The organism is Pseudoalteromonas sp. APC 3224, from assembly GCF_030407535.1.
In the GTDB taxonomy this organism is placed as follows: domain Bacteria; phylum Pseudomonadota; class Gammaproteobacteria; order Enterobacterales; family Alteromonadaceae; genus Pseudoalteromonas.
The window spans coordinates 70,161-85,162 of sequence record NZ_JASDDF010000012.1; the positions used below are offsets into that span (position 1 = coordinate 70,161).

General features: G+C 36.2%; 16 protein-coding genes and 1 pseudogene. 11 read left to right on the top strand and 6 right to left on the bottom strand.

The features are described 5' to 3' along the window. Positions 1–22 precede the first annotated feature (22 nt). On the bottom strand, positions 23–646 hold the full coding sequence (locus QL989_RS08015; RefSeq protein ID WP_290169602.1) for a recombinase family protein: 624 nt from the start codon (positions 644–646) through the stop codon (positions 23–25). Between the two features lie 269 nt (positions 647–915). On the opposite strand from QL989_RS08015, the gene merR reads away from it, so the two are divergent. The 6 genes from merR to QL989_RS08045 all read left to right on the top strand — a co-directional run bounded on the left by merR (position 916) and on the right by QL989_RS08045 (position 4,667). After that, positions 916–1,368, top strand: a complete 453-nt coding sequence (gene merR, locus QL989_RS08020; protein ID WP_008110844.1) for an Hg(II)-responsive transcriptional regulator — start codon at positions 916–918, stop codon at positions 1,366–1,368. Between the two features lie 190 nt (positions 1,369–1,558). Further along, on the top strand, positions 1,559–1,906 hold the full coding sequence (locus tag QL989_RS08025; protein ID WP_012517597.1) for a mercuric transporter MerT family protein: 348 nt from the start codon (positions 1,559–1,561) through the stop codon (positions 1,904–1,906). A 46-nt stretch (positions 1,907–1,952) separates the two neighbouring features. Beyond that, on the top strand, positions 1,953–2,237 hold the full coding sequence (merP, locus tag QL989_RS08030) for a mercury resistance system periplasmic binding protein MerP (RefSeq protein WP_008110847.1): 285 nt from the start codon (positions 1,953–1,955) through the stop codon (positions 2,235–2,237). Next, positions 2,237–2,656 carry an organomercurial transporter MerC gene (gene merC / locus QL989_RS08035; protein WP_290169607.1) on the top strand — a complete coding sequence of 140 codons (420 nt, stop codon included), beginning with the start codon at positions 2,237–2,239 and terminating at the stop codon, positions 2,654–2,656. Before merP ends, merC begins: the two co-directional genes overlap by 1 nt. A 20-nt stretch (positions 2,657–2,676) precedes the next feature. Further along, positions 2,677–4,116 (top strand): mercury(II) reductase, encoded by a 1,440-nt coding sequence (gene merA / locus QL989_RS08040; RefSeq protein ID WP_290169609.1) that lies wholly within the window; start codon positions 2,677–2,679, stop codon positions 4,114–4,116. Between the two features lie 113 nt (positions 4,117–4,229). Further along, entirely contained in the window at positions 4,230–4,667 is a 438-nt protein-coding gene (locus tag QL989_RS08045; protein WP_008110853.1) for a MerR family transcriptional regulator, read from the top strand. Between the two features lie 169 nt (positions 4,668–4,836). Here QL989_RS08045 and QL989_RS08050 read toward each other — a convergent pair whose 3' ends face one another. The 3 genes from QL989_RS08050 to QL989_RS08060 form a co-directional block, all read right to left on the bottom strand. After that, entirely contained in the window at positions 4,837–5,511 is a 675-nt protein-coding gene (locus QL989_RS08050) for a Tn3 family transposase (RefSeq protein WP_356776396.1), read from the bottom strand. A 258-nt stretch (positions 5,512–5,769) separates the two neighbouring features. After that, complete coding sequence (locus QL989_RS08055; protein WP_290169612.1) at positions 5,770–5,967, bottom strand: hypothetical protein; 198 nt, start codon at positions 5,965–5,967, stop codon at positions 5,770–5,772. Between the two features lie 189 nt (positions 5,968–6,156). Then, positions 6,157–8,112 (bottom strand): DNA topoisomerase III, encoded by a 1,956-nt coding sequence (locus tag QL989_RS08060; protein WP_290169614.1) that lies wholly within the window; start codon positions 8,110–8,112, stop codon positions 6,157–6,159. Between the two features lie 198 nt (positions 8,113–8,310). On the opposite strand from QL989_RS08060, the gene QL989_RS08065 reads away from it, so the two are divergent. Together QL989_RS08065 and QL989_RS08070 are read left to right on the top strand one after the other, a co-directional pair. Then, positions 8,311–9,417 (top strand): hypothetical protein, encoded by a 1,107-nt coding sequence (locus QL989_RS08065; protein ID WP_290169617.1) that lies wholly within the window; start codon positions 8,311–8,313, stop codon positions 9,415–9,417. Then, positions 9,414–9,854, top strand: coding sequence for a hypothetical protein (locus QL989_RS08070; protein WP_024599844.1), 441 nt, complete (start codon positions 9,414–9,416; stop codon positions 9,852–9,854). Before QL989_RS08065 ends, QL989_RS08070 begins: the two co-directional genes overlap by 4 nt. Positions 9,855–9,978: 124 nt before the next feature. Here QL989_RS08070 and QL989_RS08075 read toward each other — a convergent pair whose 3' ends face one another. Then, the gene (locus QL989_RS08075; protein ID WP_024599843.1) at positions 9,979–10,284 is read right to left on the bottom strand and encodes a helix-turn-helix transcriptional regulator; all 306 of its coding nucleotides are present in this window, start codon (positions 10,282–10,284) and stop codon (positions 9,979–9,981) included. Between the two features lie 95 nt (positions 10,285–10,379). On the opposite strand from QL989_RS08075, the gene QL989_RS08080 reads away from it, so the two are divergent. Both QL989_RS08080 and QL989_RS08085 read left to right on the top strand, forming a co-directional pair. Continuing rightward, positions 10,380–10,904 (top strand): hypothetical protein, encoded by a 525-nt coding sequence (locus QL989_RS08080; protein ID WP_290169621.1) that lies wholly within the window; start codon positions 10,380–10,382, stop codon positions 10,902–10,904. 188 nt (positions 10,905–11,092) lie between these two features. Further along, positions 11,093–12,061 (top strand): annotated as a pseudogene (locus QL989_RS08085) (DNA topoisomerase); the annotation flags it as partial. 28 nt (positions 12,062–12,089) lie between these two features. Here the strand turns inward: QL989_RS08085 and QL989_RS08090 are convergent. Then, positions 12,090–13,400: an amidohydrolase gene (locus tag QL989_RS08090; RefSeq protein ID WP_290169623.1), complete on the bottom strand. Its 1,311-nt coding sequence runs from the start codon at positions 13,398–13,400 to the stop codon at positions 12,090–12,092. A gap of 112 nt (positions 13,401–13,512) precedes the next feature. Here QL989_RS08090 and QL989_RS08095 point away from each other — a divergent pair, with 112 nt between their 5' ends. Next, on the top strand, positions 13,513–14,370 hold the full coding sequence (locus QL989_RS08095; protein WP_290169624.1) for a tetratricopeptide repeat protein: 858 nt from the start codon (positions 13,513–13,515) through the stop codon (positions 14,368–14,370). The last annotated feature ends 632 nt before the right edge of the window (positions 14,371–15,002 follow it).

A 15,002-nucleotide genomic window follows, 5' to 3' on the forward strand; every position in this document is an offset into this window, starting at 1 on the left:
GCCCATCCCCTCGAAATTAACCTTAGTCTAAATTTTTAAGCTTTTTTCTAACTCTAATTACCGTACTTCGACTAACTCCAACTGCTTCAGCCGTTTTATTAATACTAAATCCAGCGTCAGTAAACGAGGCAATCCTATCATGAGCCTCTAAATCAGGCTGACGACCGTGATAAAGTCCCTTTTGCTGTGCTTTTACAATACCTTCTTTTTGCTTACGTTCACGTTCTCGATATTCTTTATATGCACTGGCCGCTAATATTTCTAACAGCATATTATTAATAGCACTAAGTATTGATCTCATAAAATCATCACTTGGAAAACTGCCAAATGTTAAATGACTGGTTGGTAGATCTAAACTAACAACACTAATTCCTTTTTCATTTATTGAGGCTACAAGAGTTTTCCAATCATCAGGGCTTAGCCTTGTTAAACGATCGATTGATTCAACTAACAAAACATCACCGGACTCTGATTCATCCAATAAACGAATTAGCTCTGGTCTATCTAAAGAATTACCAGATTTATTTTCTATATAAAAAGAAGCAATTCGTTTGCTGAAGCCAGAAACGAATTTTTTTAATGAGCTTTTTGCTCTATTTGCATCTTGCTCAGAAGTTGATGCTCGTAAATATGCTCTTATGAACATTTTTGCCTAATTAGGTCTATTTAGATGGTGTCATATCATATAGGTTTATTTAAGTGGTGTCATTACGTAATTGCCTGTGATATATTAACAGTATCTTTAGGGTGTACTCATGTAGAACTGCATGTAATAACACTAATTTGGACTTTGATAATGAAAAAGGATAAACCATACATTGTTGTGGTTTAATATTGTTGTAACAACGGTAACTTTACTTATTTAATAGAAGAAAAAACAAAATCAATTAGCGATGTTTAAACTGGTATTCATTGATGGTCACTTTAATTAGATATAAAGTAAGTAAACAAAAAGTCAGTAAGGTAATTGATAACGTGTCTAAACGAACCATAAGTATGTTGGCTAAAGAACTGAGTGTAAATGTCGAAACAATTCGCTTTTATGAACGCAAAGGCTTAATTAAACAACCACCAAAGCCTATGCAGGGCTATAGACATTACCCGAAAGAAACGGTAAATAGAATACATTTTATCAAGCGTTCTCAAGAATTAGGTTTTACGCTAAATGAGATTGAAGGGTTACTTGCGTTAAACGATAGTCCATGTAGTAAAGTACAAGAATTAGCTAATAAAAAACTGATCGCAGTACAAAAAAAGATGGCTGACTTGTTGTTGTTAGAACACGCTTTGGAAGAACATTTAGGACAATGCCAAAATAATGATGACGATAGCCACTGCCCAATAATTGATTCGTTGCAACCGAAGTAAATGATTCACTTAACTACCATTTCCCACTAAAACAGCATATCCAATTTTACTTCTGCGCCTTAATTCAAGTTAGCTTATTCCCCGTATCTGTCGTAGCAGATTATCAAAGATAAATTTTTTATAAATCACCCTTGACTCCGTACTTAGGTACATGCAATACACTTGCATTATCACTTAATGAGGTATCTATATGAATCAAAAAAAATCAAACCTTCCAATGATAGGAGGCATCATAGCAGCATTAGGCGCAGGCGTATGCTGTGTAGGTCCTTTGCTCCTGTTATTACTTGGGGTAAGTGGCTCATGGATTGGTAATTTAACTGCATTTGAACCCTATAGGCCATTATTTATCGCATTTGTAGTGTTGTTGTTTGGTTACTCAGGTTGGAAAATTTACCGTCCTGTAGAAGAGTGTGAGCCGGGAACGGCCTGTGCAATTCCTAAGAAACAGCAACAACGAAAAGTCATTTTCTGGCTGAGCGCTATAGTTGCGACAATTTTAGTGACCAGTAATTATTGGATACTTTTGTTTGCTTAATATACAGATCAAGAAATTTATAACATTTTAAAATTTGGAGCTAATTATGAAAAAATTATTATTAACCGCACTGCTTTCACTTTCTAGTTTTGGTGCTTTTGCTGAAGTAAAAACAGTTACACTGGAAGTGCCAACGATGAACTGTGCGACATGTCCAATCACAGTTAAAAAGTCATTAGAAAATGTTGATGGCGTTGAAAATGCGAAAGTTACCTACAAGCCTAAGCTAGCTGTTGTTTCTTTTGATGACACTAAAACCAACATCAATGCATTAATTGCAGCGACTACCAACGCTGGCTACCCTTCAAATTTAAAAAGTGAAAATAAGTAATGTTTAGCCCCTTAGAACTAGTTACGCGTATCGGAGATAAAGCAGGCTCTATAGGTGCACTTGTTTCGGCAATGGGATGCGCCATGTGTTTTCCTGCCATAGCGAATATTGCAGCAGCCTTAGGTATGGGGTTTTTAGGTCAATGGGAAGGATTATTTATTAATACCTTATTCCCACTATTTGCATCGTTAGCACTTGCCATGAATATCTTAGGTTGGTTTAGTCACCGCCAATGGCAACGCACTCTCATAGGCATAACTGGACCTGTTTTAGTCTTATTATCCTTATACCCTTGGTTTCAATATGGCTGGAGTTCATACGCTACCTATACTGGGTTAGGACTGATGGTTGCCGTATCAATTTGGGACATGGTTTCTCCAGCGAATAAGCGCTGTGACGATGAAACTTGTACCGCTTAACGTTTAAAGAGGAATAAAATATGTCAACGAATAGTTGTTGCTCGTCAGATAACTCTCAGCCAGAACAGTTACATGTCGCCATTATTGGTAGTGGCTCAGGAGCTTTTGCCAGTGCTATTAAAGCCGCAGAAGGCGGAGCAAGAGTTACTATCATTGAGGGAGCTGATGTTATCGGAGGTTGCTGTGTCAATGTAGGTTGTGTGCCTTCAAAAATATTGATCCGTGCTGCACAATTAGCGCACCAGCAGCGTACTAACCCGTTTGATGGTTTAGAGAATATTCAACCACAACTTAGCCGCTCCTTATTAGCACATCAGCAAACTGCTCGCGTTGAAGAATTACGTGGTGCTAAATATCAAAGTATTTTAGAGAATAACCCCGCGCTATCTTTACTTAAAGGTTATGCGCGTTTTAAAAATGAAAATACCTTGCTAGTTCAAATGGCTGATGGTAGTGAAGAAGAGTTAGTTGCAGATCGCATTTTAATTGCTACAGGCTCTACACCAAGCATTCCACCAATTGATGGGTTAGTTGATACACCTTATTGGACATCAACCGAAGCTTTATTTTCTGACGTGTTACCAAGTAGTCTGGTTGTCATCGGCTCTTCTGTTATCGCACTGGAAATTGCGCAAGCTTATGCCCGTTTGGGTAGTAGTGTAACAGTATTAGCGCGACATACGCTTTTATACGCAGAAGATCCGTTATTAGGTGAAAAGCTGACTGAATGCTTTGAAAAAGAAGGCATTCGTGTACTTAACAATACCCAAGCAAATCATGTTTCTTACAGTAATAATGGGTTTTCATTAGAAACTAACGAAGGCACATTAATCGCTGAAAAATTGCTTATCTCTACGGGTCGCCATGCAAATACTGGAAAGCTTGGTTTAGAAAATGTTGGTGTTGAAACAGATAAAAGTGGTGCCATTGTTGTTAATAGTATGATGGAAACATCAACAGCTAACATTTATGCCGCTGGAGATTGCTCCAATATGCCACAATTTGTTTATGTTGCTGCTGCTGCCGGAAGTAGGGCTGGAATTAATATGACAGGTGGAAATGCGCAACTCGACTTATCTACCATGCCTGCTGTTATATTCACCGACCCACAAGTTGCTACGGTAGGTCTAACCGAAGTACAAGCTTCAGCGGTAGGAATAAATACGATAAGTCGTGTACTTGATATGGAAAACGTACCAAGAGCTTTAGCAAATTTTGAAACGGATGGTTTTATCAAGTTGGTAGCTGAAGAATCCACGGGAAAACTGATAGGCGCACAAATTTTAGCCCATGAAGGCGGAGAACTGATTCAAAGTGCGGCTCTTGCTATTCATAATAAAATGACAGTCGAAGAATTGGCAGGTCAACTATTTCCGTATTTGACGATGGTTGAAGGATTGAAGTTATGCGCTCAAACCTTTAGCAAAGACGTTAAAGAGCTATCTTGCTGCGCAGGGTAATCATTTAACGGTAATGTACTTACAGAAATGTTAATGGAGTGCCAATTGATTGAATGTAATCAAGATATCTTAAGGCATTCCATTAACAACACAAATTGGAAGCATGCTAAATCATGATTAAATCTAAGGTTGAAAACATTCCTGTTGGTGAAGTCAGTTTTTTGACAGAGATACCTGACATCAATAAGTTCATTAGTAGTGATGATGATGCGTTGGATTTTCCTTTGAGTATTTCTCAACTGGCACTAGCTGCACAAACATCTGTCCATACGGTAAGAAATTATGTTCTTGAGAACTTAGTACACTGCGAAGAAAAAACTAAGTCAGGCCATTCACTTTACGGCTTATGTGCATTAAAGAGATTAAAGTTCATTCGAGCAGCAAGGGCGGCAGGTCTTCTTGTAGTTGATATCAAGCCATTACTAATGGCAATAGATGCAGGAGAAAGAAAAGTTCCTGAAGACATCCAAAAGCTGCTACTTACTAAAATCGAGCATAGAAAAGTATTTTTAAATCTAGTAACAAACCAAATTGAAGAGTTTTGCAATTAGAACAATTATAGAACAGTTCATGGCTCGACTAAAAACTTGTTAGCTTATCTGTTTTCTATCAATGTTAGCTTGTATATATCAAGCATATAGAATATCAACACCTCCAATTTTTAATGGCACTTTGATGCGCAGTACCTTTTGAATTAGAAATACAAACAGATGGCATTCTTTAACTTATTGATTCTACATCACTAAGTAAACCAGCTAAGTCGATTTCTTTGCGGTCTTTATTAAAGGCATATTCCCCATTTAGATTAATGTGTTGCCAAGCAACAGGTGAAAGCCGAGAAATAACATCAACCACATCTTGCCTACCGTTCCTCTCTTGGATTTGTAAAAATGCCGATAGTAACGCGGAATTATAATAAATAATGCAATTTGAAATGAGTCGAGCACAATCGTTCCATTGTGATACTTGGTAATCATTCTCCCCACGAAATTTATTGCCATTAACTGAAGTAATAGCACGTTTTAACTGATGGTATGCTGTAAACCCTGTATATTTTAATAACTTATTAATCAGCTTAGTTTTTGTTGTTGGTGATAAATCCTCAAGAGACATATCTTTATCGCTGAAATACTTGGATCTTACATAATCTAAATCATTACTGACTTGAGTAAATGAGAAATTAAATACTATTGGCCGTGACCTAAAGTAACCAAGCAGTAAGATAAAATACACTCTGGTTTCAATACGTCTTAATTCGTTGACGAGCCTTTGAGTTTCACTATCTAACGAAAAATAATCATCACGATCTTTACGGTTAAAATTGGGTAAGGCATAGAGTTCGTTGATTTCTGATTCGCTGAGAATTTGTATACGCTTGGTGTTTGATGAAGAAATAGTGGTAAGCCTTTCTTGTTATTTTTAATCAGCATACCTTAATCAATGAGGTTAATGTTTACCAGTCAACTGCTTAACATTACCATAAAGCCGATTTAAGCGACTAAAGTGGTAAACTTTTCATAAGATAGTTTACCACTGTGTATTATTACTTAAGAATACTAATGCCGATTTCGAGGGGATGGGCTAAATAATACAAACTGTGTTATTCAAGGGGTGAAGTCCAATGGTACGAAAAGTTACTCTAAGCGTGAAAATTCAAGCTAAGGTTAATTTCGAGGGGATGGGCGCAAAACCCCATTTAGGCTCTGCAAGATCATAAACTTTAAATTTGTCATCTTTGGGAAGGTCTTTAGTAATGACTCCCCATTCTTCAAGATCATCTGTAGAAATTAAGTTCTCTATCAATATTGCATGCTCCTGTGATAACTTTTCGAGCACCTCATAATATTTCATAATTTAAACCTCAGATATGCTTACTAGCTCATTGAACACCGTTTCCCACTAAAACGGTGGCTTATTATTTTATCGATTAGACATAATCACTAGTTTTATTCTCACGTTCAAAACTACCTGTCAAATTACATATAAATTGGCTCTTAAAGCAATAAAATCAGGTATAAGCTACTTCACAAAAATAAATCTTTAACCCTCATTTAAATTATTTTTTATAGGGCGACGAGACTGAGCTGATTTTCGTCTTGTCTTTGGCTTGAAAGATGACTTTCCTTTACCTTTTAGAGCCTGAAAGTCAATAGATTGAACATTCTGCACTAATCGGTTCAACTGTATTGTTAATGGTTGCATAAAGTTGTTATATGTCATCTCACGTTGGTTGATTGATTCAAGCTGTGACTCCCAGTGCGCGGTCATATCCGGTACAACCATTTTTTCAGGAAGTCCTGTAATTAATTCTTTACCTACATCAGTGGCGCGAATTTCTTTACCATTGCGTTTTAAAAACTGGCGTTTAAATAACAGTTCAATAATACCAGCTCTCGTTGCTTCAGTTCCAAGCCCATCAGTCTCACGCATTATTTTCTTTATCGATGAGTCTTGAACATACCTTGCAATACCTGTCATGGCAGATAGAAGCGATGCATCATTAAAGTACTTGGGTGGCGAAGTTTGTTTTTCAATAAGCTGGGCGTTAATACATTGAACCAGCTCATTTATTTTGACGTTTGGCAGTTTTTTAGCTGAAAAATCATTATCTGAGTTTTTATTGTTTGCTAATTTCGCTGGGAATAGTACTTTCCATCCTTGTGATATTACTTCTTTTTGTTTAGTAACGAATAGCCCACCTGAAATTTTTGTATCAATTTGTTTTTCTTGATATTCAAAATCTGAATAAAACTGAATTAAATATTGCCTTGCAATCAGCTCATAAATATTAGTTTGGAAAGAAGATAGATTACTCATATTTAACGTTTTACTTGTTGGTATTATTGCGTGGTGAGCGGTCACTTTTGAGTCATCCCACGCTCTACTTTTTAGGTTTAGATTTGCATTATCTACAGCTTCACCTAAGGCATTATGATTTGATTTAATGGCATTAGTAACTTGGTTAACTTCTTTTAAGTGCTCTTTAGGTAAGTGACGGCTGTCCGACCTCGGGTAGGTAATAAGTTGAAAACGCTCATAGAGCTCTTGGCATGTATCTAGTACATTTTGAGCGCTCATGCCAAAACGCTTTGAAGCATCAATTTGTAATGCAGATAAGCTATAAGGTAATGGGGGAGCTTGTTTCTTTATCGTCTCTTTAACATCAGCTACAACACCTTCTTTGTTTGTAATTTTTTCAACAACAGTCTCTACTAATTTTTTTGAAACTACATGGTTACCTTCATCCATATAAGGCTCGCAAGCCTTACTGGGTTTCCATTTTGCTTCATAGCATTCATCATCATTTGTTTTAAGGGTTGCTAATACTTCATAGAAAGGTTTAGAAACAAAATTTTCAATTTCCATATCACGATGAACGACTAAGCCTAAAACAGGGGTTTGAACTCGACCAATAGAAAGTACGCCCTGGTAACCGGATTTTTGTCCTTGAAGTGTACATAACCTAGTCATATTAATACCGTAAAGCCAATCGGCTCTGGCTCTGGCCAATGCTGAGGTAGCAAGAGGAATAAAATCAGAGTTTTTTTGCAGCGAATTTACTGACTTTTTTACAGCCGAAGGATTAAGATCACTTATTAAGCATCTCAATGTTTTAGCATTTTTAGCTTTAGATACACCACAAAAGTTAATTACTTCGTCGACTAAAATTTGGCCTTCTCTATCTGGATCACCTACATTGACCAGTTGATCGGCTTGTTTAATTAGCTTTTTGACAACTGAAAGCTGCTTCTTAGTTTTTGACTTAGCAACAAGTTTCCACTCATCAGGAATAATAGGCAAATGGTCAACTGACCATTTTTTGAATTCAGGATTGTAAAACTGAGGTTCTGCTTGTTCTAATAAGTGGCCTATGCACCAAGTGACGATATCACCGTTACCAGTTTCAGTGTAACCATCATTTTTTTTATGAGGCTTTGGTAATACAGCTATTAGAGCTCTGGCTAGGCTAGGCTTTTCAGCAATAAATAATCTCATTTTATATCTATTATTTGGTTTTAGCTTTTAACGGTGCTGTATATAATAACAGTATTTATGTGTTTGTACATTTACCTATCTAAAATGCTAATCTCATGGTTAGTATCTGATTTAATGAGTGAGCCGCAAGTTTTTCTATTTAACACAATTTTATAAACGCTCAATACAATAATAATTATCGGCTATAGGGATATATTAATGGCAGGAACAAAAGTAAAAGTATCTGGTTTTGAAATGCAGTTTTCAGAAGGTATTGAAGTCAATGACTTCTATCAAGAGCTTGAATCAATTAGTAAAACTCAAGATATTAATGTTGGGCAATATACTACAAGAGTTTTTACTAGGATTGTAGATGGTTTAGCTGTTGGATTAATTTTGACATTTAGGGATGATAAAAAAAAACTTGCAACAGAGAGGGATGACTCAGGGCAGTTGAAAGTTAATAGAGTTGAGTTAAAAGAAGATCAAACTAGTACTGAAGCGAGCTTGTTTTGTTTTAACCCTACGACCAAATGTGGTGTTTTTACGCATTATTCTGGTTCTGCCTCCGTTTCCGTTTACGCATCTATTTTTGGACAAGCCCATAAAAATGTTAAAAATAGATTGGTATCTCAAAAAGTTGATGAATACTCTAGGGGTGGTTCTCGCGGTGATATTAGTAAAATAAGGAGTAGAGTTCAAAGGGAGTTAGGTGGTTCTTTTAGTTTTAAATATATATATCAAGAGAAAGATTTAGACCAAATTTTAGATAATGTTAAATCTCTTTCAGAGGTTGAAGTCATAACAGAGCTTGGTGTACCGGATGAACCTATATTTCGACATATAGGTTCTATAGCTAAGAAAACAACACAGACTATTACTTTTCTAGATAAATTTAAAATTATAGATAATCTAAGAGGACATCTATCTAATTTTATACATGATGTTTTAGGGAAAAAAGATAAAAAATATGCATTAAGGCTTATTGGTGCCAGTTTAAGTGGGCAAAGAATACAGTATTGGATTGGTAATAATATTGAGGAGTATGGGCATTTTGATTATGACCAATATGTTGATGATCTTCCAGAGAAGGTTTGGGACGAATATTATGAATGCTCAGCCCTCGCAAATATAATTTCAATTGTGTTAAGAGGAAGTGAAACTTTTGGAGAAATTAAAAGTGTTAATAAATGGGATAAATATAAATCTTTATCTGACTCACTTCCAAAACCAGATCTTGAATCAGTTAAAACTGACTCCTTGAAATCAAATGAGGATTTTAAGGATGATAAACTGCCACCGCTACAGATAGAAATGTACCTATGATACCTTATGAATTAGCTATACAAATATTAGCTTATCAATCTAAGTGGAGTGTTGGTCTATTCACAGCAAGCATTACTCTTGCTAGTTTTCTTTTTACAATGAAATCATTTGTCATACAAACTGTAAAAGATAAAATATACGACACGGATAGTTACAAGAAGAAGATCAATCAGCGGAGAGCATCTGGCGCTAATATAGAATATTATGGTGCATTAAAGAGGTTAGCATTGCTGTTAAGATGGACAATACTCATAGCTTTAATAAACGCTATGTTCCAATTGATTTTAACTATTTTTAATTGTGTATGGCTTGCGCTTCTATGTTTATTGACAAGTGTTATTACAGGCTTCCTTTTCTTTTACGTCGTTTGGGTTGTTTCTGAAAATATTAGGGATTTGATTGCACAAGCAGAACAAAAGGCTGAAGATGAGGAGTAGCTCGCTTGCTAGTAACCCTGCGTAGTATTTTAATCGTTAAATTTTAGTTTTCCAATTTCATATGAGTGCAGCCTTCTAATTAATAGTACTAATAGTAGAAGGTTAATAATTCATTTTATAAAGATTAAGATCCAGTTAATTTCTTAATTAATCTTCGCTTCTCTTCAACTGACAAATTATCAATTAAACAAGCTAACTCTGCCGACTCTTGAGAATCACAAAATAAGTAATTTAAAGGTACGCTTAACTCATCGGCCATGCGCTGTAATGTTTGAATATCAGGAGTGTGTCTGTCTTTTTCGTAGTGATTCATCCTGCTACTTGCTGAGCTTTGATCCATGCCAATACGAATGCCTAATTCTTTTTGAGTCATGTTCGCTCGCTTACGAGCTTCTTTAAGCCTGATTGGGATTGGATTTGGTTTAGACACTTAGCTTTCATCTTGTTCACCTGAATAACTTAGATTGTCTAAGTTTTACTTATATTAGTATACTTAGCAATCCTAAGTTTATGTTGGTGGCCCATATGACTAAAGTAATTAAGCTCAATGAAAATATTTACCATCTTTTAGTAGAAAAAAACTTTAACCATTTTACAATCACTACACTGCGTAATACCTTGCAAGCGATTAATGATACTTATAAAGATCCTGATGAAGTTAGGCGCTTTGTTTATAGGCAGGTGATGCGCTTAGTTAATAAAGGGTTATTAATAAGGGATAGCAATCCAAGCCCTAAAAAGGCTCAATATAGTAAAACATCACTTTTTAAAGCTTCTCTTTTCACTAAAGTAGTTAAGTCTTCAAGTCTTGAATTTACAAAATCAAAAGAGGATACTGAATGTTTTCAGAGTGAGCTAGAACAAAAGAAAACTTTGTATGAAGAAGAATCACTCATGATAGCTAGTGAGATTGAAGAATATATTTGGCTTAATGATAAGTATCCGAATAATCGAGAAATAATTGTAGGCCTCCTCAAAAAAAAGCAATTGCGGTTATTATCACTAAAAGGAAAATTAGCTGCGCTAAATAATGTTCAGGAATTAAAGTAATCATTATTAAATTATGAAGTGAAGCTTATGCAATTTTATAATCTTTAAATTCGAGTAATGTTTAAAAAGTTGAGAATTTGATAATGAAAATTCTCACAAAATTTGTAAAGTTCAGTTTTATAGAGAATGATGGGGAAACCAAGACTACATATGGTTTTCTCATATTTTATATTAGTAAAAGTCAATTAGTGTTAACCTACCCACGCTCAGATAATCGTTATTTACCAAAAGATCATCACCAAGATGCAGCTGCGATACTAAAAGCGATTGCAGTAAATGGAGGCCAAAAAGCAGAATTTGTTAATGGAGCCGATGCAAAAAAACGAAGTAAATGTTTTAACGATTCAAAAGTAGCAGCTCACCACGCGATTGTACCAACAGCTAAACAGTTAAAAACTGTGAGTTTAGCAAGTGATGAAGAAAAAATTTATCAGTTAATAAGTCGACACTATTTAATTCAGTTTTATCCCGATTACATTTACAACGAAACCAAGGTAGAGGTAACTATAGCGGGTGGTTTATTCAAAGCTAATGCAAAACAAGATGTAAGCTTGGGTTTTAAATTGCTTATGGGTAAGTCAGAACTTAAAGAAGAAGCAACATTGCCTTATTTGGAAAAAGGCATGGTACTTACCTGTACTAAAGGTGAGGTGGTGCAAAAGCATACAACTCCTCCTGCTCATTTTACCGATGCAACCTTACTTGCTGCTATGACGGGAATTAGCCGTTATGTAAAAGACTCGCAAATCAAAAAAATATTAAAAGAGACAGATGGCCTTGGTACTGAAGCCACTCGCGCAGGTATCATTGAACTATTATTTAAACGTCGCTTTTTAAAACGTGAAGGAAAAGCAATTAAAGCAACTGAAACAGGTCTGGCACTAATTAGTGTATTACCTGAGGGGTTATCAAGCCCCGATTTAACTGCAAAATGGGAGGCGAGTTTAGGAGATATCGCTCAGCAAGCAATGAGTTATCAGCAATTTATACAGCCTTTGCTGGCTGATTTAACTAATTTTGTAAGCCAAGCAACTAACTGCGATAGTAATGTATTTGCACATTTGCCAAAAACATCGCCTAAGAAGCGTTTTGCTAAACGGTCAAAGAAAGCGCCGTATAAAAAGTCGAGTTACAAAAAAAGCCCTGCGGTAAATTAAACTCAGGACTTAAAAATAACCTTGAAGATTATTGATTGAATAATGCCGCAGCGGCATTGCTCATTGCAGTTATTCCTGTTGGAAGCGCTACTTTATAATCGGGAGCAAATTTACTTGAATGTAATGAAGGGAGTGTTTCATTATTTTTCATTGCATTTGTATATTGCTGTTGGTTAACTCCGCCTAACCAAAATAAAGTAATGGGGATGTTTTCATCTGTTCTACCATATAGCCCAAAGTCTTCACCAGCCATAACCGCTTTAGTTTCAAGTACATTTTTTACACCAATTGCATCAGCAATGGCATTCCTAACTATATTTGTTTGCTCCGGATTATTGTAAGTAGATGGAATCGATTCACTTTCATGAACATAAACTTCTGGGTAGAGCGCTTTTTCTAGACCTGCACTTTGTGCAATACCTGCAGTAATACGTTTAATCGCAGCAATTTGCGCGTTTCTAACTTCTGGGTTATAGCTACGCAGAGTAAGTTGTAGCTTTACTTCATCAGAGATTACATTGTGTTTTGAGCCGCCATGGATAGATCCAACAGTGATCACTGATGGTTCAAGAGGAGATAACTCACGACTCGTAATTGTTTGTAATGCTAAAATGGTGCGAGCAGCAATAATAACAGGGTCAACAGTCGTATGTGGATAGGCTCCATGGCCTCCTTTGCCTTTTATTGAAATATCAACTGAGTCGACGCTTGCCATAGTGTACTCATTTTTCAGAGCAATTTTTCCTGCAGGTACACTAGCACTAACATGTAAAGCTATAATATGATCGGGTTTTGCGTATTTGCTAAATAACCCCTCACTAAGCATTGCTTTTGCACCACCCCCAACTTCTTCAGCCGGTTGCGCAACCATCATTAAAGTACCTTGCCACGATTGTTTATTTTTAATTAGTTGTTGCGCGGTGCCTATAAATGAACTCATATGAATATCATGACCACAACCATGCATAACACCGACTTTGCTACCTTGTTTATTTAGTGTGGTAACAGTTGATGCGTATGCTTTTCCTGTTTGTTCTGTGATTGGTAAGCCATCAGTATCAGTTCGAATCATAACGGTGGGGCCTTGGCCATTTCTATATATACCTACAACGCCATAACCGCCAACGCTATTGGTTACATCAAACCCAAGCTTTTGAAGCTGCGAAGCCATTTTTTTACCTGTTTGCTGCTCATGATAAGACAGTTCAGGTGACTGGTGTAAATCTAGATAAAGCTTTTCTATTGCTGGCATACTTTTATTAAGATCCAACTTGAGTGTTTGCGCACTTAATAATGGGCTAACTAATAAACACAGTGCACTCGCATATACTAATTTCATATTTCCCTCATTTATATTGTATGCGTGTCTTAAATGATTTAGACACATGTCTTGTAATTATTATCTTCATCACCATATAAAAACCTAAATAGATGAACATGGCAATAACTCAATGAGCAATATAGTTAATCTTAACGCACAAAACCTTCAGCAAGTATTAGGTGAGACATCACAACAAAAGTTAGTATTACTTAACTTTTTTTCGCCTCAAAGCCCAGAATGTATTAGCCAAGCAGCTATTTTAGATAAGCTAGCCGCCGAATATAATAACTATATAGTTGTAGCAAACTTAGATTGTGATGCAGAGCAAGCTTTGGCCTCGCAACTTGCCCAGCAAGTAGGTTTACAAACCTTGCCTACTTTAGTGTTATTAAAAGACTCAGCTCCAGTTGATGTATTAGCGGGTGCACAAACAGAAAGCCAAGTACGTGATGTCCTATCTAAACACTTACCTGCGCAACAGGACCTATTGTTAGAGCAAGCCAAGCAAGCACTGGTTAATAGTGATTTAAATGCCGCGTTTAATTATGCTAAGCAAGCGTATGAGTTAGATAGTAGTAATGCGAGAATTAAATTAGTGCTTGCAGATATATGTATACAGATTCACAAACTAGATGAAGCCGCTGCATTAATAGAGACAATAGAAGCACAAGATCAAGATGCATACTTCAATAACATTAAAGCTAAATGTGAGGCTGCGCTAGAGGCAACTGATTCACCTGAAATAAAAGCATTGCAAGAAAGGGTAGCCAAGCATCCTAATGAGCTTGAATTACAAATGGAACTAAGTAACCTACTTAATGAAGCAGGAAGGAAAGAGGAAGCATTAGAAGTACTCTTTACTATTCTTAAGAAAGATCTGAATTTTGATGAGGCTAAGCCAAACTTCTTGGCTGTTATTGCGTCTTTACCAGATGGCGATGCGCTAGCTGCTAAATATCGTCGCAAGCTTTATAGCATTTTGTATTAACGATTAAGATAAACTCTCTATAAAAAGCACCTATGTTAAGGTGTTTTTTTGTTTCTGCGTTAGGATAGCCGGGTAAAAGCAAGGTTATCCACAGGGTTTTGTGGGTATCTTGTGTTTCTGGGTGGGGTATCTTTGGGGTAAAAATTAAATGCAAAAAAGCGTTTAAAAACGCTTGCGTTAAAATTGATTCGCCCTATAATGCGACCCCACTGAGACGGAGAACGCCAACGCATAGCGAGGCACGAGCTACTCAGTGAGTCGAGTAAAACTTAGTTCTGAAAACTTTCAAGTTTAGCAAAATTAAGTGTTGACAAAAAAATAGGAAAGCGTAATATGCGCAGCCCTAGCGAGATAAAGTTTAACGCTTTAATCGCAGCGTTCTTTAACAATATAAAGCAATCATCTGTGTGGGCACTCGTACAGATTGAGTTCTAACAGCCAAGCTTAGTTTACTAAGTAAGGCAAGCAAATTTAGAGTCTCAATTTAAACTGAGTGACCAACAGAATAATTACTTAGGTATTTATTCAGCACAGTCAATTCAATATCGAAAGATATTAAATAAATTCAGAATTCATTGAGCTGTCGAAAGACATAAAACTTTTTAATTGAAGAGTTTGATCATGGCTCAGAT